The organism is Natrinema salinisoli (assembly GCF_020405205.1).
Taxonomy (GTDB): domain Archaea; phylum Halobacteriota; class Halobacteria; order Halobacteriales; family Natrialbaceae; genus Natrinema; species Natrinema salinisoli.
Map to the genome: position 1 here is coordinate 275,572 of NZ_CP084470.1, position 25,620 is coordinate 301,191.

Consider the following 25,620-nt stretch of genomic DNA (forward strand, 5'->3'; position numbering starts at 1 on the left):
GCCGCGGTGGCCAGCCATTTACTGCTGATTGAATCAGTTATAGTGCCAATCCGGCTGTTGAACTGCTAATCAGTCAGTATCCGCCAGGGAGCGAGAATACAAGTCCCAGCAGTGTGAGCGGCACTGCGAAGATTGCCGTGTACCAGACTGCTCCGGCAGTGAGAATGCCCCAGGTAGATGGGCTGTATCCGTTTGGATCCCAGTCTATCCCGAGTCGTGGCAGGCCGATCACGCCGATAACCGGAATCGAAACGACGTAGCAGAGAGACAGTATAGCGGTCAATCCAAGGATCGGTGGTCCCCAGACACCATCTGGATCAACTGTGACGACGACGGCGAGCAGTCCGAACACGTACGGGAGGGACGCAGCAATCGCGACGAAAATGTATGTCAGTACCATCGAATCGAATGGCGGTAGCTGCTTGAATAGGGATCGTATTCGGCTTGACCCCAGGAAGGGCGCCCAGATGAGCGTTGCGACGATGCCTGGAGCCAGCAGATATGCGATGATGAGAGCTACCCCGATCGCCTGGTCCACGAGTGTCTGAAGGATCATACCAAGATATGTGATGGGTAGTAGGAGCTAGGTTCGCTGTCTGATACCATGGCTCGGTGAGAGCGGTCTCACAATACCATATCTCTACGCTTCCCAACAGCAAACAGTATCAAAATGATTCTGGTGTCAGATACGTATTCTCTGATCTACATATACTCCTTGAACAGTACTCAGCGACGGTTCTCTCGCCATCCTTAGACGGGATGGGACGTTGCCAGAGATCCAGTGCAGGTGTTCTCTGATGGATGAATGACGGGTTTAAGTGTGAAACCCATGATAGAACAAGATGTCATGAGTTCTACGCCATCGGAAAGTCCAAACGTGGAAGATTCAACGACGTCTAGTACCCTACTCCCGGAGGTCGTCGACTGGCTCGTAGGAGCCCTCATTGCGCTGGGTGGGTTGATCTTTGTAGCAATCGGGGCCGCCCTTGTGTCTGGTATTGATCGAGAATTGCTCGAACAGGCTATCGAAGAAGAAACCACGACGGTCACAGTCGGTACGACTGAACTTACTGACGCCGAGGCGCTTGAGGTAGCTGACGCGGTCATCTCATGGATGGGCCCAGGTCTGCTCATAACGGGTCTCGGAATGATCGTCTTTGCGATTGGATATATTATCCTCAGACGTCGCGCGCACCGACGGGCTCGGACAGATGACACCGTTAGTTCGTACAGGTCGTTTGCCGTTTTCGGGGCAGTCATCACTGCAATTTTCTCTTTTATCCCGATTTCATCCGCCCTTGGCGGTGCTGTCGCGGGGTATCTTGAGAAGAGTGAGTCTGATCGAACGATCAGCGTCGGGGCGCTTGCAGGTGTCTTGCCCTTACTCCCGCTGCTCATAGTCGGGCTGTTCAGCGTTGGTGGATTCGTCACCGGACTTCTTGCTATTGAACAGGGCGGCAACGCGGCTTTTGTCGGTGTCACGGTGGTTCTCTCGTTGGTAGTGTCCGCAGCCCTTGGGGCCGGCCTCGGCGGTCTCGGCGGATACCTTGGTGGCTGGTTTGCGGAACGCCGAACTACAGCAAATTGACGCTCATCACGCGTTACGATCCGGTGGACAGCAATACACGGTGAGGAGATACAATATTAGGAGTCTCAGTGATTGTGAGTCTTCCCGGGGATCGGTGGTTCAGGCCGAGTAGCAGCCAGGTACGTTCGTCCATAGTAGAGGATGATACCGATCGGGAGTCCAAGGAGAATAGCGAGTTCCGCGAGTTCCATCACGGCCGTGACGTTTGCTACCTCGAGTATTGGCGTCGTGTTGATCATCGTGTGGAAGTGCATCGCGAACAGTACTCCGCCCCGTGTACTGTTGTAGACCCATGCTATCACGATCGAGAAGAGCGGGAGTCCGATGAGGAGAGCGGTTATCTCGCCGCTCTCGTATCCGGCACCGGTTCCACCGATCGTCAGCGGTGCGTGCCATAGCGCCCAGATGATCCCGATGACGACTGCGGCAAACAGTGCCGATCGCTGTTCTTGAAGCCGTGGCTGGAGGAATCCCCGCCATCCAAACTCCTCGAGGGCACCCGCGAGGAACAGGGTGAACACAAATCGAAACCCGATTTCGGATAGGTCGGCGAACGCGACCGGTTCACCGAGAATCCAGCCAACCACGGCCCCGGTCTGGGTCAGTGCCAGTGGAGCAGCGAATGCGATAATATATCACCGGAGTCTCACACCATGTTTCGGGAAGAGCTGTGCAGCCCATGTACGTACGTCGTATCCGGCAGCTTTGGTGACAGCTGCCGCCGCGAGAGGCGGTCCCCACGCACCGACAGCCTGGAGTCCGCGTGTGTCACCGTACCCTAGTGCGATTCCGGAGAGCCGTACGGTCCATGTCCACCCGGATGTGAAGACCAGGAAGGCTGCAATCTGGTACTCCTGGATCACCGCCGAGTAGCCCGTTCCTCGATCGTTCATCACGGTTTTATCAGTGATCGAGGCAGAAATGACGTTTCTCTGAGGAGTCAGGGCCTATCAGATATGCCGCAACAGCAACGTTTATTTCTGCGATGTGCGTTAACGAGTACCACAGAGGTGATCCAACGATAGAACATTATCTGATGATGACCACTGAGTTTTCAATTGTTGCTCGCCAGAATGCCGTGGGCCCGATTTTGTCCGCTGATTCCTCTCCAGTTTCTCGTTACGTAGCGACACGACGACCTCTTGGACCAACTGGACAATTACCTTGGTTATACTTAGCCACGCAGCCGTGTACAATGCTGTTCGCCTATTCTGTCTCGAAATACTGGTGCTACGGCGCACCCCAGTGTGTCCGAGAGAATGAATACCCCTCACCTTCGTACTGGATATAGGGAGAATTTTTCCGATTATGATGCTCCATAAAGTTTAGATCATCTAAGTCAGTCTTTTCCTGTGCCTTGGATCGAATCTCCTCAACTACACGGTTGTATGACGTAAAGTCCTCATCATCCTCGGAGGTAGAGAAGGATCAATCGCTCTCGTCTATTCTGTCAAGGAGGTCATGTGCATCGGTACTGAGATCAGATGCCTTGACAGCATATCTCTTCGTAACGTACTCCCCGAACGAAATAGGATCTTCCCCAACGAGTTCAGCCGTATATCGAACCCGTTCTATAGATGACGAATGTTCTCCCTCCTCTTCCAGTTTGATATACCGATCGCTGAATTTGATGAACTGCTCGTCGATACCGTCAACCAGCAGTGAATTAGCCTGATAGTCTGAATCAAGGTATCCAGCGACCAGCGTATCTGAAAACGGGATTACTCCGCCAGTATCCGATATACTGAGTGAATCATGGAGGAGCCATTGATCATGATACGGCAGGTCCGACATCGGAAGCACGTCTTCTTCTGAGATATCTTGCTCAGTTCCACTCCGCGAGACTTCGTATTTCAGTCCAGTGACCGTCCCTTTCTCAAGTGTTTTCTCACCAATTCTATAGAACGATCCTCCATCGACATAATGAAAAAATGCGTTATAGGATGTGTTTTCCAAAATTTCGATATCCCTGACTTCAAGATCGACCTCATCACCACTGAGGAGTTTATCAATAAGACCGATAACGAGTGGAGACGGAACCAGATCGTCTTTGCTTCCTGTCATACGGTCTCTGACCTCCTCGGACTGAATTGGGACTAAGGAAAAGGAATAGCCTGATTCCATGTTGGCACCCATACAGCCAGCGACAGAGGGAATTGTAGCCACGGGGATACTTTTCAGAAGCTTTCTGCGACGCATATAGAACCAGGATTGTCAAGCAGGTATATGCTTTGTGTAGAGGACGTGTTATGGCTTGTCGCTACTCTCAGAATCATCATCTGAGAGTTTTATCCGGTTCGCACTGATATCCACACAGGTGAGCGTGGTGAGTCACCACCGTGGCTATCCGGCACGACCGTGGTGCTTCCCCAGAGCGGTGAAAGACTGATGGGACCTTGCCTCCGGCAAGATCGGTTTCTGTGCCATTCACAGTGATGAATCTGCAGGAGTATTGAGACCGGATGTTAGTTGTTGCTGCGTTTGGAGTCCGGTCTGGAACCGTTGAACGATCTCTGACTGGTGCTTCGGACACGCCATCGGGACAAGTGCACCGTCCTGGACCTGTATCATGGGATGTGGCGCATTATACGGTGCAAGGCGGCAACTGGGACACGGGAGACCGCCAGCTGGTTTGTGGTGTAGGAGATTAGCTGGATCCTCGGAGGTTAACTCGCAGACCGAGGAGAACTGCTCGAGATGATCGTCACAGCTGATAACGGGGATCGTGAGCTGATCCAAGAGGAGAAATGACAGAGCCTGCTGGCCTCCAGATTGGACAGCAGACTCGCACTCATCACACTGGATGGCTGATGCTGGCTGCTGGACATCTAGTGATGCCATTGTGTATTCGCAGGCCGCCATACGGGAAAGTCATTGGTTGACACTCACTCACAGAATTCCCTAACCGCGTCCGGCGATTGGTTGCAGTAGAAACATCTTTGTCACCAGTTCAGTTACTGTTCTCTCGAGGAGGAACGCCGTAATCGACATGGACTTCCGGCGTACTCGGCGATTCCGGTGCAGAAGTACCGTTCCAATCAACGAGGTGGACGTTCGCCATCTCGCCGGAGAACTGGAACCGCATTACACCGGTCTCGATCGCGCCTTCCGCAGCATGGTCTGTGACGACCGTTGCTTCCTCGAGCGGGTCAGCTCCGACCAATTCGATCTCACCGTCGACGCTAATTTCGTAGTTCGATGGTACTCCCCTGCCAACGATTGTGATGCGATTTGTCAGACTTCCCTCAGATGACATACTCTGAGAACGCGATTATTCCAGTATAAGCCTTCTTGTTGACGAAACCATTGGTTTCGGAGACTATGCGGATCATCCGGAAACAGGTATCTCCCTCAAAGTTCAACGTATTGGTCCTCCCACTCCCGGCGCTCCTGAATCTGTTCTTCACCTGCGTCGGTGATGGCGTAGTAGTTCGTCCGGCGATCGAGTTGCCCTTTCTCGACCAGCTCTTTGTTGACGAGGGTGTCGAGGTTCGGGTAGAGCCGACCGTGGTTGATCTCGGAACTGTAGTACTGTTCTACTTCATCCTTGACGCTTTGGCCGGACGGCTGGTCTGAGCCTGCGATGACGTACAGGAGGTCGCGCTGGAAGCCGGTGAGGTCGTGCATCTCGGGTGAGACTTCAACGAATCTGTATTTGACTTCTTTTCCGAATCAAAGCATATGTATCTTCTATATGAACGTCTCGATCTGATTCATGTCTGACTGCGTGCTTCTCCGTTACTTCCGAGTACCGTCCAGAGTATCGCCGAGAAGACGCTTCTACTGCATACTAGGAGGACATAGATGAAGGAAATCGAATTACAGAGGTTGACGTATTCCAGTACACAGCCGCGTGCAGGAACACAGAGGCGTAGGGTCACAGCGGCCTTCTGATCTTAGGGGCGTCGTAGGGAGTTGACCAGGGTGTTATTCGTTGTCATCACCTCATCTACCCACCGATACATGGTGTCTAATAATAAAGGTTATTGCTAGGGAGAATACGGGAAAAAACACGCTAAAATTGATCAACCAGGGCCGATATAACGAATTATTTTACTCAGTCTAAATTACCCCTCTTTCAGCGTGGTATGGTACCATGATGGGCACTGGCTGAGCACCGAGAAACTTTTACTCATAGCTGAGTAGTGGTTGTTGATGATGTGGCAAGACCTCGTCTTCCTTGTCGGAAGCATTCTCTCGATCGTTTTCCTCGCTCCGACACTGCGAGACAAAACAGCACAGATCCCGCTCGGCTCCAGCATGCCGTCCATGACCATCGGCAGCATCTACACCATCACGTACGCTACAATGGGGATGCGGTTCTCGGCACTCGGCTCGGCCGGCGTTGCCATCATGTGGTCACTGATCGTCTGCTACCGGTCGCCCGGTCCACACGACGGCCCCGTCAATATCCCGGTCTTCCTCAAGGATCTGTCCCGCCAAGGCCGTCGCCTGCTTCAGGAAACCGAGACAGACAACGAACAACCCGGACCTGGCCACCAATCCGCTGACTAAGTTCGTTCAATTCTCCTGTTCTATAAAAAGCAGTTTCATCCGTTCTATGACCGGCTATGAGCGATTGTCCTTTCCGTATACCTGGTACCGGTCTTTTGAAAGGTCCGAGTACAGGTGGTCGTCGTTCAGTAGCCGGATGATGTCCCATTTTTTCCGCAGGTCAGGGATCGCAATTGCCCAGTCTTCGTTCCCGTCACCTTCCTCAACATCGATTGAGAGGTTAAAATCGGAAACAATCTGCTCCACTTCACCCCGCGACAAATTATTGTAAATCCCGACCCGCTTGATCTCCCGCATCTTCCATAGGGCCCGTCGATCGTTTCTCACCGAATCAACAAACCGATCGAAGTCAGCGATATTGATCTCTGATTCCTTGACCGTGGTAAGCACATCGTTTGAATCATCTTTGTACTCGTGGAGGTAATCAAAGATATCCTTGAACTGAGTCGGATTCAGGATATTGATCGAACCATCAAAATAGAAGCAGTCGATCCGATCAATGCTGTCGACGTTCTTTCGCATGGGTATTGCCTAGCGCTTCATCAAGGAAACGATTGATCCGAATACCTCTGAGGGGTTTATATCATCCAGCGGGTTTTTTGTGGCATCACCGGCGTAATGGTTCACGTCTCGAAGAGAGAGATCATCGCCTTCGATTCCGCTCGTTGCAGGTGTTCCGCAGCAGTCGAGCGCGCACACTCCATCTCCTCTGCTATTTCCGTGATCGTCGCATCGCGCGGTGTATCATAGTAACCGACATCCACCGCCGTTTCAACCGTCTCACACTGCCGATCCGACAACTCTCCCAGAACACTCTCGGGACGGACCGATGTGCCACCCACCCGCTCAACATCAACCGGGATGTCCCCCGGTACACCATCAACTGCGGCCTGAATATCCTCCTCAGTACCGATCAGTGCGAACGTACTACTGCCATCATCGTTCCACTCAACAGGCGGAATCGTCATCAAACTCCCACGGTTGAAGTTCGCCCAAAGTTCCTGTGCATCTGCCGGTCCTGTCCCTTCGAGAAAACAGTGACACTCATTGTCCGTGAGTGGAAGAATATCGTAGTCCGAGATCTGCGGATCGTCTTTGATTTCCTCTTCCAGACGACGATAATCACCACGAATCCACAGCAGAAATCCGGCTGGAGGAGTCTTGTTATTCCAGTTCACAGTCTGCACCTCAGAGATATACGGAGCTTCCGTAATACGCCTGTACAGCGCCGGATTCTCCAAATCCTGCGGGTAGATGGTTATCCGAACACGTTTCATGGCGTCCAGTTTGGCGAACGACCTGAAAAGCGTTACCACGGATTTCTGGTCGTACGCACGCTGCTGATAAATCCGCTGGAAATATTCGGAGCAATCAGTTCCCCAAATCCGCTCCAAGGCAGTTACCGATGCGCTCAATCAACGACACAGGCAGTCTCCTCAGGAGCAGTGTAGCGAGGTGGCTATCCCCCGTTACGGCCATAGGGCCGTTTAATCACCAATCAACGGCCGTCTCCACTCCAAGTAGGACCCGTTCGTTTGAGGCGGTAACATGATATCTGATTGGCCGCTGATCATAGCCGGGATCGTCGTCTCAATCCTGCTCATACCGCTATTTGTATCCTGGCAGCTGGTTATCAACCCAACTGGCATCGCTGACCTCCCATTTCTTGTAATCGGATTCATCGCAATGCTTCCCGGCGTTCTCATGGGCGGAATCGGTCTCTGGATGGCTGCACGCGGATGACCGCTACGGAAAATGCTACTGTGTCGATCAGCCGCTGTTTTAAACCGTTGAGAGATATTCGGCCCAATCATTTCTAATCACTCGGCTGTAACTCGAATCAGAAACAATGGATTTTCAGCTTACAGAGGCCCAGCAGGCCCTTCGCGATGAGGCACGTGAATACGCACAGACAACCATCAAGCCAGAAGCTATCGAACTGGATCAAAACGAAGAGCATCCTACCGAAATCCTTGACGAGTTAGGTGACCGGGGATATGCCGGTCTCACGCTTTCCGAGGAGTATGGAGGGATGGGAGAAGGACTGGTCGAACTCACACTCGTCATCGAAGAGCTATCGGCTGCACTCATGCCCGTTGCCAGTGCACTCGGTCTTCACCTCGGCGTTGCAACGATCGTAGAACAGTTCGGGACCAGCCAACAGCGAGACCGATTCCTGCCGTCGATGGCCGATTTCGACACGGTCTGTGCACTCGGGCTCAGCGAGACGAACGCCGGAAGCGATAAACTGGAGATGGAGACAACCGCGGAGAAAAACGGTGATAAATGGGTGTTAAACGGCCATAAGCGGTGGATCACTAACTTTCGCCATGCTGACTACGTCCTCACGTACGCAAAAACCGGTTCTGATGACGAAGCACCGCACAACATCAGTGCCTTTCTCGTCCCCACAGACGATTTCACGGTCGAAACTGTCTGGGACACACTCGGTGCGAATACAGTGAAATCACCGAAAGCAACGCTCTCCGACGTGACCGTACCAGACGACCAGCGGATCGGCGAGCCAGGTGAAGCATACATCCAGCGTGGTGAGGTCAACACTGGAGTCAATGTCCCCGCCCGTGGTGTTGGCATCGCTCGCGCTACGCTTGATGAGACAGTCGCGTACACGAAGCAGCGCGAACAATACGACCATCCTATCGCTGATTTCCAGGGAGTCAAATGGCAGATCGGCGAGATGGCTGAACGCGTTGACACGGCACGGTTGCTTACGTTACGAGCAGCAGAGAAGGCAGACCGGGGACAGGATATTACTCGCGAGTTCAGTATGGCAAAAGTGTCTGCAACCCAGGCCGCTGTCGATAATGCGAATGATGCGCTACAACTCCATGGCGGGATCGGCTACACCACCGAGAAACATGTGGAACGCCATCTCCGTGACGCCCGCCTGCTGACCATTGCTGGTGGACCAAACGAAGGTCACAAGGACACGCTTGGTGAGGCCGTCTACGAGAATCATCCAAAACCAGTAGGTGCTGACAGAGATGGGTGAACACTTGCCAACCCGCATGACGGACGTTATACTTGATGGAGTGGTTGCTGTCAGGTAGATGCAGCTGCTTCGTGAACGGGGTTCGACACGTATCCGTGCAAGTCTTCGGGGCGTGTTGCCCGCTGTAGTGACGCTCGTATTGTTCCTCGGTGGGACCGCATTACTCGGGTTGATCGTTCAGGCAGTCACAGAAGCACACTCCAGTACCGAGGTACTCCTGGCTTCTATTGGGCAGTTCGTCTTGTATGCCGTGCTGATCGGGGTGGCAGTCTGGAGCGCAGCAACACTCGAACACCGGGAGTACACGAACTTCGGATTGACTGTCGACGGGGATTGGATGCGAGAGTTTGCTGCCGGGATCGTGATTACGCTACTTGGGATCATGGTATCGGTATGGTGGGCTGACGTCCGCGGAATTAGAGCTGTTACCCTCACAGCTGCCAGTATTACTGGACCTGAGAGACCGCTTCTACTGGGCGCCGTGTTCGGACTGTTCATCTGCTATTTCTTGCTCGGGAATATTTACGAAGAAGTTGTCTACCGGCGTATCGTGCTCGGTAATTTCGTGGAAGGACTTACTGCACGCGGCGTTTCACCGCAAGTGGCTGTTATCCTTGCCACCGTGGTCAGCCTGTTGCTGTTCGGCGTCTACCATATCCCGCTTCGCGGCAACATCGTAGTAGCACTTGACGCCGCTCTCACTGGAATTCCGTTCGCGCTGGCATATCTCCTTACTGATCGATTGGCGCTTCCTGTCGGGATTCACTTTGGCCGTATCCTGATCGAGTTCCTCCATGGACGCGTGACGAGAGGGGAGTTCAACGTCTCTGCGATCGTGGAGATCACACAAGATACACTGCTGGCGAATCTCGAGTTCAAACTGCTCCGTATCGGGCTGACCTGCCTGGGTATCCTCACGTGGGTCTACCTGCACCACGGAGAAATCCAGATTGCCAAGACGGTTTACCGCCGGAACAGCGATCACGCATAGCGCAGAGTCTAATACTAGATCCCCTCATCAACATGGAGAGTCGTTCTTCAACAGCGTCGCGTATACCTACGATTCTGTCCCGTGCACGTAGACGCCACGCTCAGCTGTACTCTCTCCGGTTTCCACGCGTACCGGGAACTCATCGTCCTGCTTCACCGGATATGTCTCAAACACGAGTGTGATTTGCTCTGTTCCACCGGCAGGAACCGTCATCGCCTGAGTATCCACGGTCTCCGGGTTGTTACCGACCACGAGAGCGACCTCACGTGTCACCTCTGACGTATCCGTATTCTCGAGTGTCGCGTCCACCTCCAAGACCTCACCACCGGTCACCGGGCTATTCGTCCCCTGAATCCTCACGGTAACGCTTCCACCGTTCTCGCCATCATCACCTGCACCGAAGCCTTCGAACTGCCACGGACTGACCGAGGCATGCATATTATTCTCGTCGATCACCCATGCCTCAATCTGACACGTATGACAGCCACCGTCGACCTGGATCGTGGCGGTGTCACTAGATCCAGTAAGATCAGACACACCAAGGATCACGTCCGACTGGGACATCCACCAGACGACACGGTCCAGTTCGGTGGCAGCACTCGACACATCAAGTTCGAGCGTGGTTGTTTCGTCGGCAGCAAGCTCACGCGAGGTTGGCCGCGTAGCATCGACGGTTGGCGGTTCAAGTCCATCCTCAGCTACCGTCACCTCCCAGCGTGAGGCAGTGTTCCCATCGTCAGCAGTCACGGCCGTATCCACGAGGTGTGACCCTGTTGAGTCGAACGTGTGCGTGAAGAGTTCCCGACCAACGTCAGCGAAATACGTTGAAGACCACGGTCCGGCCGGCGTCGTGACGTAGTCGCCGTCAACATACCAGTGTGTGGAGCCTTGCTGCTGTACCAGTTCGGCATCAACCTCGAAGATGATCGTCGTCTCTGGTTGAACTGTTAGCTTCTGACTGCGATCAGGGTACGTATACTGGGCGTCACACGGGTCGACACCAGTGACAGTGACCGTTGTCTCGGCCGTGTCGACCCCAGTCTCAAGCCGTACCGGGAACGTGTCATCGCCGCGGACCGGATACGTCCGAAATTGCAGAAAATCAACAGTGCGTGTCTCGCCTGCCCCAACTGGAACCGTTCGTTCACCTACCATTACTGCGTCCTCACCAATGAGGAAGTCCAGGTCAACCCGTTCATCAGCAGATCCGCTATTCTCAAGTTCGGCAGTCATCTCGAGGAGATCACCACCCTCGAGTGGAGCATTCGTCTCGACGATGTCGATAGAGATGTGCCCGGTCGCCCCACCACTGGATGACACAAGCGGGAGTGTGCTGATGCCCGTCCCAGCTCCAATCAGGTACTGCCGCCGGTTCATGGTAGAACCCATTTCACCTACTGGCAAGAAGTTTACATAGGAATCAGATCAAATAAGTCTTCAAAACCAACACACAGAGCCACGGAGCAATCGAATATCGCCCCTTCCGGTACGAGAGGTGAGAGAATCCCCATTCCAGCGGCCATACACAGAGATTATCCCTGTCCCAGACCTTCGGATACTGGAGACACTCTCTTTAATACCTCAAAACAATTTTGCGGCCAGCCTTGCTACACAGCCACACAGGAAGAATAAATGTATTCGTCCAGTTGCTTGGATGGTTGCTGTTAGGTGTTACCTTCATCGGGAGCTTCCGCCTCTCCCGGTACCTGGCCCGGTCCGACGATGCTGTCCTGTATCCCGAACTGATCGCGTCCACTGTCACCGCCGTCTTCATCATCATCGTTGACGTCGTGATCCTCGTCACTGGCGTGCTGGCCATCGCCCTGCCCACGCTCTGGGCGGTGCAGCGGTTCACCGGGTACGGCCCCTCTATCGATCTGTCCATGCCAGATATCCTCGATCACGACACCGATACAGCGCCTGACGCCGACCACCTAACCTATCCGAATCCGGAGTTGGGTGGACGGCCGTTGTTCGATGTCGTCGGTCACCTCCAGAACAGATTCGACCATATGGTACCGGACTGGCTCGGACAGCAGTCAGACGAGATGGAACCGACCGACATCGTCGAACTCGAGAAGGGTATCGGCCCGGCGCTGATCCACAGCGGTCTCCGTCGCTGCAACATCAATCGTGATCTCCGGGTCGCACCGTGTATAGTCGTCAAACCGGCGGCGTAACCCGGCGACGGCAAACGCTTTCAGTTTCTCGTGGGTTTCGGACTCGGCCGGTCCCGGATCACCGGTAGCTCCGGCCGCAGTACAGCCGCCGACGTTCTCGATATGGTAGAAGTGCCGTGCCCGGCCGTCATCGAATGGACCGCGTACCCGCATCGGACCACCGCAGCTGGTACAGTAGATGGTGTCGCCATCGTCCACATCTTGGGGGATGATAGTGCGGTCGTCCTTACAGGCGATGAACGGCATCTAGAAACGATGTTGTCCGTCAGTTACAATGGACGTATGGTCTACGTGACGGTAGCCCCAGTTTGCCACCAGAACCGCGGTGAACAACCAGAGGTACGAGTGCTGTAGATACGGGGAAGTCCATCCCTCCTCAATCAGAATATATGCCGTCGAGAAGCAAAGCCAAATGTCCGTCGTGCGACTCTGGAAGGATCGGGGAGAAAACGAGAAAGACGAACAGTTCTCCGTCCGGACCCGGTAAAGCAACCATCTGGTACTGCAAGAGCTGCGGTCTCGAATCGGGAAGATTACGCTCATTTACCTCATACCCGTGACGAACTCTCTGCCCTGAAGGACGGAGATCGGAACGTGACGGTAGTCCACGGCTTAGTAGCATCCGTCGGCCCCCGAACCAAGACCGGACGCAGAATCCGCGTCCTCGACAGGGACGACGTCAGTGTGTGAAAGTTCGATGTCCAGTGGGTGTTGACGGCATCCTGCCACAGTTTCACCAGTTCCAGATCCTTTTCCCGGATTACCGCAACCTCCCGGTCACACTTAGTGGACATGTCTTCTCCGCGATCATCTCTGTCTCAACGCCAAGCGTTTACCGGGGCAGGTCTATATACGAGTCCATGGGATTCCCCGGTTCAACTCCGGAAGTCACTCGGGAGGAGGTGCGGGGTGTTTTTACTCAGTTCGATCAGCCGTCGACACCGATCACTGCTGACGAAACCGCCGAAGCCCTCGACTGTCCGCGGCAAACTGCACAGAATAGTTTAGAGGATCTTGCCGATAACGGTGAAATCGAGAGCAGACAGATCGGCGATGGCACACGGGTCTGGTGGCGGCCCGAATCCAGGAAGCTACCTGACCAGATCGACAGAGAGGAGTTTGCGTCCTTCGTGAGCGCTGTCAAGGACTACGCGATTTTCATGCTCGATCCTGACGGCACCGTTGCCAGCTGGAACGAGGGCGCTGAACGGATCAAGGGCTACAAAGAGGACGAGATCGTTGGCGAACACTTCTCCACCTTCTACACGGATACTGCAACCGCTGACGGAGTCCCTGAACAGAACCTCGAGGCAGCAGCGGAATCAGGTCGTACCGAAGATGAAGGCTGGCGCGTCCGCAGCGACGGCACCCGGTTCTGGGCGCACGTCACCATCACTGCGATCCGTGACGATGACGGTACACTTCGAGGGTTCACGAAGGTCACGCGTGACATGACCGAACGACGCGAATACGAACAACAACTCCGACAAGAACGCGATCTCACCGAACAGATCCTCGAGACCGTCCCGGCCAGTATCTGTGTGGTGACCGGTGACGGTGAGTTCGTCCGCGCAAACCAGCGCATGCTCGACCGGATCGGTAGTGACGACACAGAACTCCCGGACTACAGTGTCGACTCATGGGAGATCTACGACGCTGACGACGAGCCAATTCCGGTTGAGGAGTGGCCGTGGACACAGGTCACCGATACCGGCGACCCGGTCTACGATTACCAATGCCAGGTTGAACTCCCGGAGATCGGTCGACGCTGGCTCTCGCTCAATGCCGTGCCACTCGACTCCGAGGAAGATGACGAACCGAGAGTCGTCGTCTCTGTTGACGATATCACCAAGCAGAAAGAACGCGAACAGCAACTCCGCCGCCAGTACAACCAAACTGAACAGCTGTTACGGACGGCACCGGTCGCCATTGCCGTGCAGGACGCTGACGGGAAGACAGTGATGGCGAATCAGCGGGCACAGGATGTTCTTGGCCTCTCTGAACAGGAATTCATCGAGGAACCGGACGACGCCGAGGATTGGGAAATCTACGACACAGATGGTGAGCCGGTTTCCCCAGAGGAAACGCCGTCTGCCCGTGTCCTTGCAACCGGAGAACCGGTGTTCGACGAAGAACTCACGATCGACCCACCGGACAGCGACCCAATGCAGTTCCGGGTAAACGCGGCCCCGCTCTTCGGATCCGACGGATCGGTCGACCGTGTTGTCACGGCCGCGAAGGACATTACTGCACTCAAAGAACGGGAGAAACAACTTGAGCAGCGGAAGACGGAACTTGAGACCGAACTCAACGAAATCCTTGGGCGGATCTCCGACGCCTTCTACGCGATTGATGACGAGTGGCGGTTCACGCACCTCAATGAGCGGGCCGCCGACATCATGCAACAACCCAGAGAGGAGTTGCTCGGGAGAAACGTCTGGGACGTGTTCCCCGAGGCGACAGAGGGCGTATACTGGGATGAATTCCAGACGGCAATGGAGACGCAGGAGCCAGTCAGCTTCAACGTGTACGGGGATGAACTCGACGCCTGGTTAGAGTTCAATGTCTACCCATCTGAGTCCGGTCTGTCGATCTACTTCCGCGATGTGACTGACCAGGTCGAATACGAGCAGGAACTGGCAAAGTATGAAACCATTGTTGAGACAATCAACGACGCGATCTACGTCCTTGATGACGAGTTGCGGTTCACGATGGTCAACGAAGCGTATTCAGAGCTCACTGGCTATGATCGTGATGAACTGATCGGTGAGCACGCATCACTGGTCGTTGACAAGGAGACGATCCAGCAAGGACGTGAGTTACGGGAAAGACTTGCAGAGGGCGATGTCACCGATCCGACGCTGGAGGGAACGATTGAGACTGCGAGCGGCCGCCACGTTCCGGTCGAAGGTTCCTTCACACCACTCTCACAGAATGAAGAGAACCAGCAGCGGATCGGCGTGTTACGCGATATTACGGAACGCAAGAAGAACCGGCGCAAACTCGAGGAGAGTGAACGCCGATACCGGACGCTTGTCGAGAACTTCCCGAACGGTGCCGTCGCGTTGTTCGACGACGATCTCCGGTACACGGCTGCTGGCGGCGAACTTATGGATGCAACCGGCGTGGATCCAGAGGACCGGGTCGGCAATCGTATCTCCAACCTCTATCCGTCCGACATTGTCGAGGAAGTCGAACCGTACTTCCACGATGCACTCGACGGTGAGGCGAACTCGTTCGAGATCGAGTATCTCAACCGCCACCTGCTCGCCTATACGCTGCCAATCCGGGACGCCGACGATGAAATCTATGCGGGGATGCTCGTCGTCCAAGATATCACGGAACTCAAAGAGACACAACGGCAGCTCGAAGAATCCAACGAACGCCTCGAACAGTTCGCCTACGCTGCGTCACACGACCTGCAAGAGCCGCTGCGGATGGTCACCAGTTACCTGCAACTGCTCGAAAGCCGCTATGCTGACGACCTTGACGAGGATGCGGAAGAGTTCATCGAATTTGCTGTCGATGGCGCAGAGCGGATGCGTGAGATGATCGACGGCCTGCTCCAGTACTCACGAGTTGAAACACAGGGCGACCCGTTCGAACCGGTCGATTTAGAGGATGTCCTTGAAGATACACGTGAGAACCTCCAGATGACGATCGAAGAAAGCAATGCCAAGATCACAGCAGACTCCTTGCCGGAGGTCCATGGCGATCATAGCCAGCTCCAGCAAGTCTTCCAGAACCTGGTCAGTAATGCGATCGAGTACAGCGGTGATGAGCCACCACAAATCCAGATCACAGCCGAGCAGAATGGATCGGAATACGTCATCTCAGTTCGTGACGATGGGATTGGGATCGACCCTGAGGATCAGGACCGGATTTTCCAGGTGTTCCAGCGGCTTCACAGCCGGGAGGAGCATCCGGGTACCGGGATCGGGCTTGCACTCTCTCAGCGGATCGTCGAACGCCACGGTGGCGAAATCTGGGTCGACTCCGAACCAGGTGAGGGAACAACGTTCTCGTTCACACTACCTGCAGCGTGATCCTGCCGGATTGAGATGACAGGCTGCAATCTCTGGTTGGTATAGGTATCCCTCATAGAAACCTTCATCACCCGCTGAGAGAGATTTTCCGAGTGCCACAGCATAACCCTGAATCCCACGTTGTGCCTGGCTAGAGCCGCCCTGTATCCCCCTCTCACCACCACACCATCTCAATCGACACGAGATCACCCCTGTCACCGTCAGAGGCACCTCAGATCTCCTCTCCCTGTCCGACCTACCGTTTCAGAGATGAACTGGTCAAGAGTCTTTCCCCCGTGGTTACAGGAGTTGGGAGATACTGGTCAGTCAGCATTCGCTTCTCTGGTTTCGTCCGAGAACGTTGGGAACGGCCTGAACTCTGTTCCCCCGCAGGACGCATATCTCTCATCCCTTCCGGTTCCCGATCGGTCGTATCTCACCGTTCGGTCGCTTGAAAGCCGCATACATCGACCCGCAGTCTTCGCACGCTGCCACGAGTCGATTGCGTTCCCCACCCTTCATTGCCTCTGAATCGGCGAATGCCACAGAAAAGGATGCTGTGAACACAAGAGGAGTAACCTGGCTCCTTATTACAGGGGTAGCAACAAAAGATTGTTCAGTAGAGATGCTAACTAACCGACTCCTATAGTAGCCCTTGAAAGCGTTTTCCCAGTCGTGCGATCGTCTCTGTACTGGTCTTTCAGGAGCTACTAGAGGTGGTACATGTACTGGTGCTAGTAATCAATCGACCGATATAGGACGAAAAGGATGGCGTTAAGCAACCCTGCTAACGCGACAAGAGCTCCGATCTGTAGACCGAACGTCTCTAAGAGGCCCCCGGTACCACCCCAGTTGCTCACGCCGTACGTAAAGAATGCCGCGATAACACCCCAGATCAGCAGGATCGCGGCGATATGAGCGCCATCGGTGATGTACTCAGATACCGAGTGTGCTGATGAAATAGAGGGCGGTGTAGGCACAACTGGTCCTTCCTACAATTACTTGTTAAATACTTTATATACCTTATCTGTAATGCCCGGTTGTCACCATTTCGCGGCGGGTTCAAGAGTGGGATGTAGTTGGTAGAGAAACCGGAATGATGCAACCGGCAACCCGAGACATATGTTGGATTGGGTATGTATAACAGCGGTTAGGGCATCAAGGTGTACGATACTCGCCGATCAGGTACAAAGTACCAGACTGAACTAATTGACAAAGCCCTCGATCCACTTCTCAATCGATATTAGCGATGAACTCATCTAATGTGTCGGTAAGTTCATCGATTGATTCGCCCTCCTGCTTAGCCGAGTAGCGCACAATGATCACGTCCTTTTGATCTGTATTCCGGGCGGTGTCGACTTGTTTGACACCCCTCCAGATTCCTGTGACTTCAACGATTCCGTGTTCTTCGTGATCGTACGTCTCCTCTCGTTCAACGATGCGATCCGACTCGGGGCCGGGGCGGTCAACCGAGTCATCCATGTGAGTTAGTCCTTCTATGAAACCGGCCGGGGGCGTTTGGCTGCTATACTCCTTACTGGAATAAGTATTGACAAAATTTTTACTATTATTCGAGTGATAGAGTATCGAATCGTTTTCCTCGTGTTATCTCGTCCTGATGATGGTCAAACTGGATGATATCATCAGCTTCTAATTCGGGCAGTTCGACGTGATGTAGTTCGTAGACGAGGGTGACGTAACCCTCAGTGCTAAGGGATTCATCGCCCCGAAGAATTGGGGTAGTGTCTATCGTTTTCTCCTCTACGAGTGCCAAAACCACCCGCTCCTTTTGCTTTCGAAGAGTTGTTACCAACTGCTCGCTATGCTCAGATGACTGTTCACTTACTGTCATTCTCCATTCCTCTCCCGAAGTTCGTTCTGGTATTTTCGAGGTTCCTCTCTCGGACGATGTGACATCGAAATCGTCTGGACGTGTTCGGACTAAAGGGGTGCAGACTACGCATTCCCCTCAGGGCTGACCTCGACTGTTCCTTCGCCGAATACGGTCACATCAAACCCTTCATAGGAGAATGAGAGACAGCCGTTTCTCTGGCGTGCGTTGCCTGTCGGGGAGAATAGGTCATTGAGCGCACTTGTATTGACCACCGAATGGAGAGGCGTCAGTTCCTCCGGTTCTGTATTGCTGACCCCAGCTACCGCGGCAACTACTGCTAGACTTGGCTGATCACGACTGCTGTCGTACTCCGCTCGAAAGGTGTCCTCGTCCACGTCAAACTCAACGTTGTCCATTGAGGACACGATCTCGACGGCTCCGATCGCATTTTGGGAGGATTGCATCACCAGAATAGAGGGGCTCTACGGGTTTGACGCTGGATTTTACTCGCGCAACATCCTTTTATATACGTAGATAATCGTCACTCGTCAGATGTTATCAGGGTACTCGCTACGAGCCGTCGAAGACCGCGGTGCAACCGTGATGAAACCGCTTGTCTGCTGATTTCGAGTTCGTCGGCGAGATCATCTTGTGTGGCACCCCGCGGTGAGTCGAAGTAACCTCGGGAGTACGCCAGTACTAGTGCACTGCGTTGTCCCTCTGTCAGATCATACTCTCGATCCGACTTGAGTGTTGAGAGAGCGTGGAGTTGAGTAAGTTCGATTGGAATGTCGTTATCTTGGCAATATGTTTGAAAGTCCGATATTTCCTGTTGCTCATCTGCACGGATTTCGAATGTCCACTGTTCATTATTTCCAATGCCTGAGATAAGATTGACATCAGTATTGACAACCGCCGTGAGAACGCTCTCATGGGCGAGGTTCCAGTCAATCCGAACAAACATCTGTTCCTCCTCCACTTCATCAATTACCTTCACCTGATCAATCCCGAGATCGTTACTCAGGTCTGTTGTAAGTTTGGCGGTGTCATCGGCATGAATCCAGAAGTAGGGGATAACAGCCTCACTCGTTGGGACAACCCGATCCAGTTCGATCGTGGAGTCAGGTAATTGCTCAAAAACAGCACTTAGTGGGAAGTCGGATTGATCGATAGTGAACGAGGCTTCAATGGTCATAGATTCGATTAGCGGTGCTCCCTTTTGAGTTAGTCGCTGATGTGAGAAGTGCTACACAGAAAATGTTCTTTGATGAGACGCTGTTACAAGGCCTATGCCTGAAATAGAGCTTGATGGGGTCGATCGAGCAATTCTCCATGAACTCCAAGAAGATGCACGAAGGACGACTGCCGAAGAGATGGGCGAGGCAGCAGGCGTCGCTGCCAGTACCGTCCGGAACCGGATCGAGAATTTAGAGAAATCGGGGGTGATTCAAGGGTACCATCCCCACATCGACTATGAAGCAGCGAATTACCAACTCCATCTGTTCATCATTTGTCGGGCTCCACCGGCCGAGCGTGCGGAACTCGCTGAAGAGGCTTTAGAGATAGTTGGAACAGTTACTGTCCGGGAGATGATGACTGGGTCAAATAACCTTCATATTGAGGCTATCGCTGAGGATTCAGCTGCAGTCGATACTGTTGCTGAGAAAATTGATGATCTCGGTCTCGAAATTGTGAGTACCGAGGTTGTGAAGGATGAGAAAGTCCAACCTTTCAATCATTTCGGCCCTGCACCCAGTACCGGCGAAGACGGGGAGTAGCTTCCCTCCAGATACAGATGCTGCTCTAAGCCGTGTCTCGTTGAACTGCTAAAACCGCTCCTACTTCTGCGATTTCCTGTGAAATTCCCAGTCCTAAGGACAGCGGATCCCCCAATGTCCTTGTCCATTCGAGCCGTTATTCCCTATGTGACTACGGAATCCCCAAATGAAGGCAGTGAGATGGCTTCCCGGGTAGACAGCCTGTCACTCGACACAATCTTTACTCTACTCTCTCACGATCGCCGTCGCGCAGTCCTCGATTTGCTCCTCACTCACGACCGGGCACTGACCCTCTCCGATCTCCGGAACGAGGTTGTCGAATGGGAGGAGAATGAGGAAATCACGGAGATTCCCGGCGAAAAGGTGAAGCAAGTTCACGCGGATCTCCATCACGTCCACATTCCAAAACTGGCTGAGGCAGGAGTTGTCATCTACGATATTGACCGGAATGTCGTGGAGCCAACAGAGGAACTCAGCCAGATGGAGCCTTTCCTTGTTCAATTGTCGGCGGTTTCTCACTGACATCTCTCACTTGATCGGGGTATCCGCGACCCCGGCGACCGCGGACACAACTGACCGAATCTATTGCGAGAGATAGTCTGCTATCGACACTATTATATTTTCATTCAGTTCCGATAAATCCGTTTCTCCGATCTCATTGGAGTGTTTAACGCATCCGAGTAGAGAAACGATTTAGTAATATCGACAGCAAGTCCTCCTACTATATTGAACGTGTATTTCGCGAGCAGTTCTAGATTAAGAAATCGTGCTGCGGTTTCATGCTAATCTGAGATACTAGTACGTGACACCATTCATACTCGGTCAGTCTGTGAACAGTTACAAGTCCAGAGCTGGCAGCCAGATCGGGGATATAGTTAAGCCCGATCATCTGGAACGGTCTGTTGACAGGTGATCTGACAGATGTCCCTGGCCACTGATCCCCGTCCACCGCTCCCCGATTGGGTGTTGGACGCATACAATATCCTCTGCGATCACATCACCAGGCAGGAACACGGTGAAAGTCAGCGCCACGTCCTGGCGATTCCTCGTGACGAGGCGATCGAAGTGCTGCGATCCACTGACGAGATCAGGCTTGAACAGGGGGATGCTGACCATGCACTGACGCGGCTGCTCGAGCGTGGCTACCTCTACGAGGTTGACAGCGAATTCCGCGTCACCGAGCCACCTGAAGACATCTGAGTCGAAACGCCGCTCCGTATTATTAAGACGAATATCGCAGGACGGCGAGTAGAGAGATCAGCGAAACGCTTTTCCGAGTTACTGGTGAAACAGGCACGAGTGATTTAATATGGGGGGATGGGAGCGGCTGAAACGAGCGGTTTCGATAGATGGGAAACCGAGACGTCCAGATGAACCCGAATACGCGGACGTGATCCATGAGTGCCGGCACTGTGGAACGACTGTGGATCAGCGAACAGAGTACTGTCCGGCATGCGGTGGATCAGAAATCGCGACGTATGCGATCGAGTAACCGAAATACCGGGGACAGCGTGATCTCCCCCGATCGAAATGCTCTCCTATCGAAACATGCCCCGGACGGGTTCTTCCTGCTGGCCCTGCGCCTGCTGTAATTGCTGTGCAACTTGCTGTTTCTGGCGCTGAATCTCCTCCGCTTTCTCCTGTAGCTCACTGGTGTCAATCTCGAACTCAACGAGCGGTTCAAGCGCGTTCTCGATCACGGACCGGGCCGCGGCCGGATCCGGGAGCCGTGGGTCCGCCCGGACGAGCAGCAGCGCTGCCGGAACATCCGCCTGATAGCACGCATTGATGAGTGCACCGGTCACGCCACTCACAGCACCGTCTTCCTCTGCGAGTGCGATATCCGCCTCCTCGAGTTCTGCTTTCAGGTCCTCGGTCGTTGCCACGCCGACAACGTTGCCCTGCTGTTCCTCGGACTGGGCCGGTGCACCAGCAAGGAAGATCGCCCGGTTAAAGTCCTCGACCAACTCCTCCAGTACGCACTGGCTCAGATCGGAGAACGCGTCCTCTGGTATCGGGACATCACTCTGCAACGTCATGATATCAGGATCCGAACCACCGTAGACGCGTACCGTGTCCTGGACCAGACCGTCCGTGAAGGAAGCAACGGGTGGCAAGGTATCGGACCGGATCGCCCCATACTGCTCAAGGCCCAGTTGGTCGGTGATCTGATCGACAGCGATCGAAGCAACCAATCCATGCCCTGGTAGTCCCTCGATCAGTGTCGGTGCCGCCGCATCAAAGTCGGCTGACCGGTGAAATGTTACGTCAGGAGTCTCTGGAGTCATGCCTGGCGACCTACATCGACCAGTCAGATATGCGTACGGGGCACCGGTAGATTCGTGCGGCCACTCATTCTCCTGTATAGCACTACGTGTCCTGATTCTCCGGTGTGAAGAAGTCTTCCTGTGTCTTACCCCGTGGTGAATCCGATCCACGGGATCCACAAGAAAATGTCTACTCGTCCAGAAACTCCACGTAGAAATACTCGTCCTGCGTCTCACCCCGCGGCGGCTCTGCCACGTCTATCTCGGTTGTTTCCTCGCCATCCGCGGCCTCTCCTAATCGACGACGCCGGTTTCAGACCTGTTCAATGGAGTCGATCCCGGAAATCTCGAAACAGGCACCGCCGTCCCGCCCCTCGTGTATGGAGAACGACCAGTCGTGGGCGATCACGATCGCACGGACGATTGCCAAGCCAAGACCGGTTTTCGCATCCTGCGAGACATCCTGGTCCTGTAACCGTTCACGTTTCTCAGCTGGAATCCCCGGCCCATCATCCTCGACGTATATCCCGCCGCGAGTTATTCCCACCTGGACGGTGACCGATGGTCCACCATGTTCCACAGCGTTCCGAAACAGGTTCTCGAACACCTGCCGGAGGAGGTGTTCGTCAGCAACGAACGATTGAGACGCTTCGATTTCCAGTGACGCATCGGCGGTCGGCGTCTGGTCCCATGCTTCCTGAGCGATCGTTGCCAGTGAGACCTGGGTTAGGTCATCCACTCCCTGTGTACGGGCGAATGCGAGGGTCGTATCGATCAGTTCGGTCATCCGGCCGATACTTTCCTGAATAGCTGCAACTGCATCGCCATCCGTCTCTGCTGTCCCGAGCTGCTCGGTGTAGCCACGGATGATGCTAAGTGGGTTGCGGAGATCATGAGAGAGGACGTTGACGATCGTTTCCAGTTGTTCGATCCGTGTATCTCGCTGGAGTTCTGCCTGCTTGCGAGCGGTGATATCGACATGAGCCATGATAGCGTACCGGGTCTCGTCATGGGTGACCGTCGTTGCCTCGAGAAGGAACCACCGCTGATCGTCAGGCGGATGGCACGGGTACTCCAGTCGAAAATGGCTTCGATCGCCAGCGAGCATCGCGTCAAGAGAGTCTGCAACCGTCGTCGCAACCGGGTCGTCGGCCTGGCGACAGACAGTCAGATAGTTTTCTCCAATCCAATAGGCGTCGTGAGTCGCACCGTTGACTTTGCCAAACCGCTTTCCATGCTTCGTTAGCGAACACGATCTGACCCGTCTCATCTACCAGTGCAACCTCGAACGGCAGTGCATGAAATCCGACGTGGAGGAGATTGGGATCAACTTCAGGGCTCACACTCGGCTTAGAGAAGCCATGATGGAGAGAAATACCTGACGGCCTTCTGACTCACCCCTACCCTGTCGCCATCAAAAAACTTTCTCAGAACAAATCGGACAAGATACAGTTATAGTAGACGTTCAGATCCAGTCCTTAGCAGGCGTACCAGGATTCAATCGAACCGTCTGACTGTAATGTGAGCCCGATATCTTCACCGTCGCAGTCCATGTCCAGATCAGGTGCGTACTCCCATGTAGCGGAGACACCGTCTGGAGTGAATGCTGTTACCGTTGCCGGGGTCGTTTCAATTCCAGCAGAGGAGTCAAGGTGACCAGATTCAAGCTCGTATACACGGCTGAATAGCACCTCTCCATCGTCATCCTCAACTCGGACTCCGATCTGGGCACGGTCATCCGTCCGGTTCTCAACCATGATCTCGATGGTATCCCCTTCTCCTTCTGATCCATTCGATAAGACTGTATCACTACAGCCAGCAACGGAAACTGGGATGATCATACCGGTTGTAGCAAGCAGTTCCCGTCGAGAAACCCGGTTACTAGGAGACAGAGATAGCAGAGACGTATCAGGCATTGTTTCTGTACTAGTCACTTCCCTCGGTAAATAGTTTTTACCCGACTCTATTTGATGCGAGGGAAGTGATCGTCGGACTCGGGATTCTGCTCGTTTTGGCTTACTTGACCGCAGACGCGTGGGCGACAGTCCAGCGGTTCGCGGGTCTTGAGCCCCGACCGAATGGCGTGGCGGTCTCAACGCATGTGACAGGGCTCGTTCTCGGAATGCTGTGGTTCGGCTGGCGGGCGTTGCGGCACGGACTGGACGACGCATGATGAGCGCTCCGTGAGCTACTTACGCTTTGTATTCAGCAGAAACTGAACGTTCTACTCAAATTCTGTCAGAAGATGCCTGCTGACTATAGAGGATGGTTGCAGCACGATCATTTAGTTTGTTTCACGCTTAATCACACGGACCGGCCGTTCCGGCGATATGCCACGTTAGCAACTGACCGGGAGTATGGCGCGAGGCCATGTGTTACTCTCCTGACCCTCCGTGTTTCTCAACGATGCCGAGTCCGTACATCGTCAGGACTGTGTCGCCATTCTGGTTCGTAGTCGTGACCAGTATCCGCGTGTGGCCATACGCAGGGTTCTCGCCAGTGCGCTTTTCCACCAGCTCGGTCGTCACCGAGAGGGTGTCTCCGGCGTACACTGGCTGGTGCCATCGGACCTCGTCCATCCCCCGACCGCCGAGGGTTGCATTGTCGTTCATATATTCCGTCACGAGCAGGCGAGCCGATAGCGCGCAGGTTAACCACCCGCTTGCGATCAGGTCGCCGTACATCGACTCCCTCGCAGCGTCCTCGTCAACGTGGATCGGCTGCGGGTCGTAACGCTCTGCAAAGTCCAGCATCTCCACCTCAGTCACTTCGATACTCCCACAGTCGTAGGTCGCTCCCTCCTCCAGATCTTCGAAGTACCGATTGTCAGTGTCTGTCATGGACACAGGGTTTCAGAATGGACGCCGGAACAAATAGCTGAGTGAATCCAGTGGTGATTAAATCGAGTTCATAGTCGAGACGGAGAGCAGATAGCAACAACAGCCGTCTTGACCGATCCTGCCTCCTAAAATCGACTACACCGCTGTGCAAGATACGCGCTAGGTATTCAGCACGGTCTGAACATTCTGCCAGAATACGGTCAGGAACGGCTTGCGAGATACAGAGGGTGAATGCATCACGGGGTTGCCGTTCATTTCACGTCGAGACGGGTGAACCAGCCACTCACTATATCTGCATACTGATCAGCTGCCGTCAGTAGCTTCGTCAAAATCTTCTTCGTCTACTCGGGAGAATGATGTCCCGCCACATCTGCAACCATTTCGAGAACCAATCGGGACTATTTCTCCATCGTCAGTATTCATGGCCGCATATGCGTTTCCGCATCGGTCGCAGACCACGAGAAAATCTTGATCTTCCCCCATAGGTTAAGAGTTCCCAACTTCGTCAGATTACTTAAACTTTACAGGGAGCTAAACCAGTTCTGATTGAACACACCAGCTCCTGTACTAAACGGCAACTACGTGTACG

26 protein-coding genes are annotated in these 25,620 nt (G+C 54.0%); 10 read left to right on the forward strand and 16 right to left on the reverse strand.

Features of this window, described 5'->3' with window-relative positions:
- Positions 1 to 73: 73 nt before the first annotated feature.
- Positions 74 to 556 (reverse strand): DUF8162 family protein, encoded by a 483-nt coding sequence (locus tag LDB05_RS22170; protein ID WP_226008027.1) that lies wholly within the window; start codon positions 554 to 556, stop codon positions 74 to 76.
- Positions 557 to 847: 291 nt separating this feature from the next.
- On the opposite strand from LDB05_RS22170, the gene LDB05_RS22175 reads away from it, so the two are divergent.
- On the forward strand, positions 848 to 1,588 hold the full coding sequence (locus tag LDB05_RS22175; RefSeq protein ID WP_226008028.1) for a DUF5518 domain-containing protein: 741 nt from the start codon (positions 848 to 850) through the stop codon (positions 1,586 to 1,588).
- Between the two features lie 65 nt (positions 1,589 to 1,653).
- On the opposite strand, the gene LDB05_RS22180 is transcribed toward LDB05_RS22175, so the two are convergent.
- From LDB05_RS22180 to LDB05_RS22195, 4 genes are all read right to left on the reverse strand, one after another.
- The gene (locus LDB05_RS22180; RefSeq protein ID WP_226008029.1) at positions 1,654 to 2,175 is read right to left on the reverse strand and encodes a CPBP family intramembrane glutamic endopeptidase; all 522 of its coding nucleotides are present in this window, start codon (positions 2,173 to 2,175) and stop codon (positions 1,654 to 1,656) included.
- Between the two features lie 841 nt (positions 2,176 to 3,016).
- On the reverse strand, positions 3,017 to 3,652 hold the full coding sequence (locus tag LDB05_RS22185) for a hypothetical protein (protein WP_226008030.1): 636 nt from the start codon (positions 3,650 to 3,652) through the stop codon (positions 3,017 to 3,019).
- Positions 3,653 to 4,538: 886 nt separating this feature from the next.
- Positions 4,539 to 4,844 (reverse strand): hypothetical protein, encoded by a 306-nt coding sequence (locus LDB05_RS22190; RefSeq protein ID WP_226008031.1) that lies wholly within the window; start codon positions 4,842 to 4,844, stop codon positions 4,539 to 4,541.
- Between the two features lie 95 nt (positions 4,845 to 4,939).
- A complete protein-coding gene (locus tag LDB05_RS22195; RefSeq protein ID WP_226008032.1) occupies positions 4,940 to 5,215 on the reverse strand; it encodes a PadR family transcriptional regulator in 276 nt (91 codons plus the stop codon).
- A gap of 531 nt (positions 5,216 to 5,746) precedes the next feature.
- On the opposite strand from LDB05_RS22195, the gene LDB05_RS22200 reads away from it, so the two are divergent.
- Complete coding sequence (locus LDB05_RS22200; protein WP_226008315.1) at positions 5,747 to 6,103, forward strand: hypothetical protein; 357 nt, start codon at positions 5,747 to 5,749, stop codon at positions 6,101 to 6,103.
- A gap of 54 nt (positions 6,104 to 6,157) precedes the next feature.
- Here the strand turns inward: LDB05_RS22200 and LDB05_RS22205 are convergent, their stop codons facing one another.
- Both LDB05_RS22205 and LDB05_RS22210 read right to left on the reverse strand, forming a co-directional pair.
- Positions 6,158 to 6,625 (reverse strand): Kiwa anti-phage protein KwaB-like domain-containing protein, encoded by a 468-nt coding sequence (locus LDB05_RS22205; RefSeq protein WP_226008033.1) that lies wholly within the window; start codon positions 6,623 to 6,625, stop codon positions 6,158 to 6,160.
- 101 nt (positions 6,626 to 6,726) lie between these two features.
- A complete protein-coding gene (locus tag LDB05_RS22210; protein WP_226008034.1) occupies positions 6,727 to 7,380 on the reverse strand; it encodes a helix-turn-helix domain-containing protein in 654 nt (217 codons plus the stop codon).
- 271 nt (positions 7,381 to 7,651) lie between these two features.
- Between LDB05_RS22210 and LDB05_RS22215 the strand changes: the two genes are divergently transcribed.
- From LDB05_RS22215 to LDB05_RS22225, 3 genes are all read left to right on the forward strand, one after another.
- Complete coding sequence (locus tag LDB05_RS22215) at positions 7,652 to 7,846, forward strand: hypothetical protein (protein ID WP_226008035.1); 195 nt, start codon at positions 7,652 to 7,654, stop codon at positions 7,844 to 7,846.
- A gap of 106 nt (positions 7,847 to 7,952) precedes the next feature.
- Positions 7,953 to 9,116 carry an acyl-CoA dehydrogenase family protein gene (locus tag LDB05_RS22220; protein ID WP_226008036.1) on the forward strand — a complete coding sequence of 388 codons (1,164 nt, stop codon included), beginning with the start codon at positions 7,953 to 7,955 and terminating at the stop codon, positions 9,114 to 9,116.
- Positions 9,117 to 9,174: 58 nt separating this feature from the next.
- Positions 9,175 to 10,107 (forward strand): CPBP family intramembrane glutamic endopeptidase, encoded by a 933-nt coding sequence (locus tag LDB05_RS22225; protein WP_226008037.1) that lies wholly within the window; start codon positions 9,175 to 9,177, stop codon positions 10,105 to 10,107.
- 66 nt (positions 10,108 to 10,173) lie between these two features.
- Here LDB05_RS22225 and LDB05_RS22230 read toward each other — a convergent pair whose 3' ends face one another.
- The gene (locus tag LDB05_RS22230) at positions 10,174 to 11,484 is read right to left on the reverse strand and encodes a hypothetical protein (RefSeq protein ID WP_226008038.1); all 1,311 of its coding nucleotides are present in this window, start codon (positions 11,482 to 11,484) and stop codon (positions 10,174 to 10,176) included.
- 227 nt (positions 11,485 to 11,711) lie between these two features.
- Between LDB05_RS22230 and LDB05_RS22235 the strand changes: the two genes are divergently transcribed.
- Together LDB05_RS22235 and LDB05_RS22240 are read left to right on the forward strand one after the other, a co-directional pair.
- Positions 11,712 to 12,287, forward strand: a complete 576-nt coding sequence (locus tag LDB05_RS22235; RefSeq protein WP_226008039.1) for a hypothetical protein — start codon at positions 11,712 to 11,714, stop codon at positions 12,285 to 12,287.
- An 860-nt stretch (positions 12,288 to 13,147) separates the two neighbouring features.
- A complete protein-coding gene (locus tag LDB05_RS22240; protein ID WP_226008316.1) occupies positions 13,148 to 16,333 on the forward strand; it encodes a PAS domain-containing sensor histidine kinase in 3,186 nt (1,061 codons plus the stop codon).
- Between the two features lie 1,212 nt (positions 16,334 to 17,545).
- On the opposite strand, the gene LDB05_RS22245 is transcribed toward LDB05_RS22240, so the two are convergent.
- The 4 genes from LDB05_RS22245 to LDB05_RS22260 all read right to left on the reverse strand — a co-directional run bounded on the left by LDB05_RS22245 (position 17,546) and on the right by LDB05_RS22260 (position 19,341).
- Positions 17,546 to 17,794 carry a hypothetical protein gene (locus LDB05_RS22245; RefSeq protein WP_226008040.1) on the reverse strand — a complete coding sequence of 83 codons (249 nt, stop codon included), beginning with the start codon at positions 17,792 to 17,794 and terminating at the stop codon, positions 17,546 to 17,548.
- Between the two features lie 85 nt (positions 17,795 to 17,879).
- A complete protein-coding gene (locus LDB05_RS22250; RefSeq protein ID WP_226008041.1) occupies positions 17,880 to 18,164 on the reverse strand; it encodes a hypothetical protein in 285 nt (94 codons plus the stop codon).
- A 104-nt stretch (positions 18,165 to 18,268) separates the two neighbouring features.
- Positions 18,269 to 18,610 carry a HalOD1 output domain-containing protein gene (locus tag LDB05_RS22255; protein ID WP_226008042.1) on the reverse strand — a complete coding sequence of 114 codons (342 nt, stop codon included), beginning with the start codon at positions 18,608 to 18,610 and terminating at the stop codon, positions 18,269 to 18,271.
- A gap of 77 nt (positions 18,611 to 18,687) precedes the next feature.
- Entirely contained in the window at positions 18,688 to 19,341 is a 654-nt protein-coding gene (locus LDB05_RS22260) for a helix-turn-helix domain-containing protein (RefSeq protein ID WP_226008043.1), read from the reverse strand.
- A 94-nt stretch (positions 19,342 to 19,435) separates the two neighbouring features.
- Between LDB05_RS22260 and LDB05_RS22265 the strand changes: the two genes are divergently transcribed.
- The 3 genes from LDB05_RS22265 (at position 19,436) to LDB05_RS22275 (ending at position 21,124) form a co-directional block, all read left to right on the forward strand.
- On the forward strand, positions 19,436 to 19,924 hold the full coding sequence (locus tag LDB05_RS22265; protein ID WP_226008044.1) for an Lrp/AsnC family transcriptional regulator: 489 nt from the start codon (positions 19,436 to 19,438) through the stop codon (positions 19,922 to 19,924).
- Between the two features lie 147 nt (positions 19,925 to 20,071).
- Positions 20,072 to 20,446, forward strand: coding sequence for a DUF7344 domain-containing protein (locus LDB05_RS22270; RefSeq protein ID WP_226008045.1), 375 nt, complete (start codon positions 20,072 to 20,074; stop codon positions 20,444 to 20,446).
- A 399-nt stretch (positions 20,447 to 20,845) separates the two neighbouring features.
- On the forward strand, positions 20,846 to 21,124 hold the full coding sequence (locus tag LDB05_RS22275; protein WP_226008046.1) for a hypothetical protein: 279 nt from the start codon (positions 20,846 to 20,848) through the stop codon (positions 21,122 to 21,124).
- A gap of 338 nt (positions 21,125 to 21,462) precedes the next feature.
- On the opposite strand, the gene LDB05_RS22280 is transcribed toward LDB05_RS22275, so the two are convergent.
- The 4 genes from LDB05_RS22280 to LDB05_RS22295 form a co-directional block, all read right to left on the reverse strand.
- Entirely contained in the window at positions 21,463 to 22,212 is a 750-nt protein-coding gene (locus LDB05_RS22280; RefSeq protein ID WP_226008047.1) for a proteasome assembly chaperone family protein, read from the reverse strand.
- Positions 22,213 to 22,504: 292 nt separating this feature from the next.
- A complete protein-coding gene (locus tag LDB05_RS22285) occupies positions 22,505 to 23,461 on the reverse strand; it encodes a sensor histidine kinase (RefSeq protein ID WP_226008048.1) in 957 nt (318 codons plus the stop codon).
- 208 nt (positions 23,462 to 23,669) lie between these two features.
- Positions 23,670 to 24,032 carry a hypothetical protein gene (locus LDB05_RS22290; RefSeq protein ID WP_226008049.1) on the reverse strand — a complete coding sequence of 121 codons (363 nt, stop codon included), beginning with the start codon at positions 24,030 to 24,032 and terminating at the stop codon, positions 23,670 to 23,672.
- Positions 24,033 to 24,566: 534 nt separating this feature from the next.
- A complete protein-coding gene (locus tag LDB05_RS22295; protein WP_226008050.1) occupies positions 24,567 to 25,031 on the reverse strand; it encodes a MaoC family dehydratase in 465 nt (154 codons plus the stop codon).
- Positions 25,032 to 25,620: the final 589 nt, after the last annotated feature.

Coding starts and splice junctions, on each gene's coding strand:
- LDB05_RS22170 (WP_226008027.1), bottom strand. CDS start 556: ATGATCCTTCAGACACTCGTGGACCAGGCGATCGGGGTAGCTCTCATC.
- LDB05_RS22175 (WP_226008028.1), top strand. CDS start 848: ATGAGTTCTACGCCATCGGAAAGTCCAAACGTGGAAGATTCAACGACG.
- LDB05_RS22185 (WP_226008030.1), bottom strand. CDS start 3,652: ATGACAGGAAGCAAAGACGATCTGGTTCCGTCTCCACTCGTTATCGGT.
- LDB05_RS22190 (WP_226008031.1), bottom strand. CDS start 4,844: ATGTCATCTGAGGGAAGTCTGACAAATCGCATCACAATCGTTGGCAGG.
- LDB05_RS22195 (WP_226008032.1), bottom strand. CDS start 5,215: ATGCACGACCTCACCGGCTTCCAGCGCGACCTCCTGTACGTCATCGCA.
- LDB05_RS22200 (WP_226008315.1), top strand. CDS start 5,747: ATGTGGCAAGACCTCGTCTTCCTTGTCGGAAGCATTCTCTCGATCGTT.
- LDB05_RS22205 (WP_226008033.1), bottom strand. CDS start 6,625: ATGCGAAAGAACGTCGACAGCATTGATCGGATCGACTGCTTCTATTTT.
- LDB05_RS22210 (WP_226008034.1), bottom strand. CDS start 7,380: ATGAAACGTGTTCGGATAACCATCTACCCGCAGGATTTGGAGAATCCG.
- LDB05_RS22215 (WP_226008035.1), top strand. CDS start 7,652: ATGATATCTGATTGGCCGCTGATCATAGCCGGGATCGTCGTCTCAATC.
- LDB05_RS22220 (WP_226008036.1), top strand. CDS start 7,953: ATGGATTTTCAGCTTACAGAGGCCCAGCAGGCCCTTCGCGATGAGGCA.
- LDB05_RS22225 (WP_226008037.1), top strand. CDS start 9,175: ATGCAGCTGCTTCGTGAACGGGGTTCGACACGTATCCGTGCAAGTCTT.
- LDB05_RS22230 (WP_226008038.1), bottom strand. CDS start 11,484: ATGAACCGGCGGCAGTACCTGATTGGAGCTGGGACGGGCATCAGCACA.
- LDB05_RS22240 (WP_226008316.1), top strand. CDS start 13,148: ATGGGATTCCCCGGTTCAACTCCGGAAGTCACTCGGGAGGAGGTGCGG.
- LDB05_RS22245 (WP_226008040.1), bottom strand. CDS start 17,794: ATGGATGACTCGGTTGACCGCCCCGGCCCCGAGTCGGATCGCATCGTT.
- LDB05_RS22250 (WP_226008041.1), bottom strand. CDS start 18,164: ATGACAGTAAGTGAACAGTCATCTGAGCATAGCGAGCAGTTGGTAACA.
- LDB05_RS22255 (WP_226008042.1), bottom strand. CDS start 18,610: ATGCAATCCTCCCAAAATGCGATCGGAGCCGTCGAGATCGTGTCCTCA.
- LDB05_RS22260 (WP_226008043.1), bottom strand. CDS start 19,341: ATGACCATTGAAGCCTCGTTCACTATCGATCAATCCGACTTCCCACTA.
- LDB05_RS22265 (WP_226008044.1), top strand. CDS start 19,436: ATGCCTGAAATAGAGCTTGATGGGGTCGATCGAGCAATTCTCCATGAA.
- LDB05_RS22275 (WP_226008046.1), top strand. CDS start 20,846: ATGTCCCTGGCCACTGATCCCCGTCCACCGCTCCCCGATTGGGTGTTG.
- LDB05_RS22280 (WP_226008047.1), bottom strand. CDS start 22,212: ATGACTCCAGAGACTCCTGACGTAACATTTCACCGGTCAGCCGACTTT.
- LDB05_RS22285 (WP_226008048.1), bottom strand. CDS start 23,461: ATGAGACGGGTCAGATCGTGTTCGCTAACGAAGCATGGAAAGCGGTTT.
- LDB05_RS22290 (WP_226008049.1), bottom strand. CDS start 24,032: ATGATCATCCCAGTTTCCGTTGCTGGCTGTAGTGATACAGTCTTATCG.
- LDB05_RS22295 (WP_226008050.1), bottom strand. CDS start 25,031: ATGACAGACACTGACAATCGGTACTTCGAAGATCTGGAGGAGGGAGCG.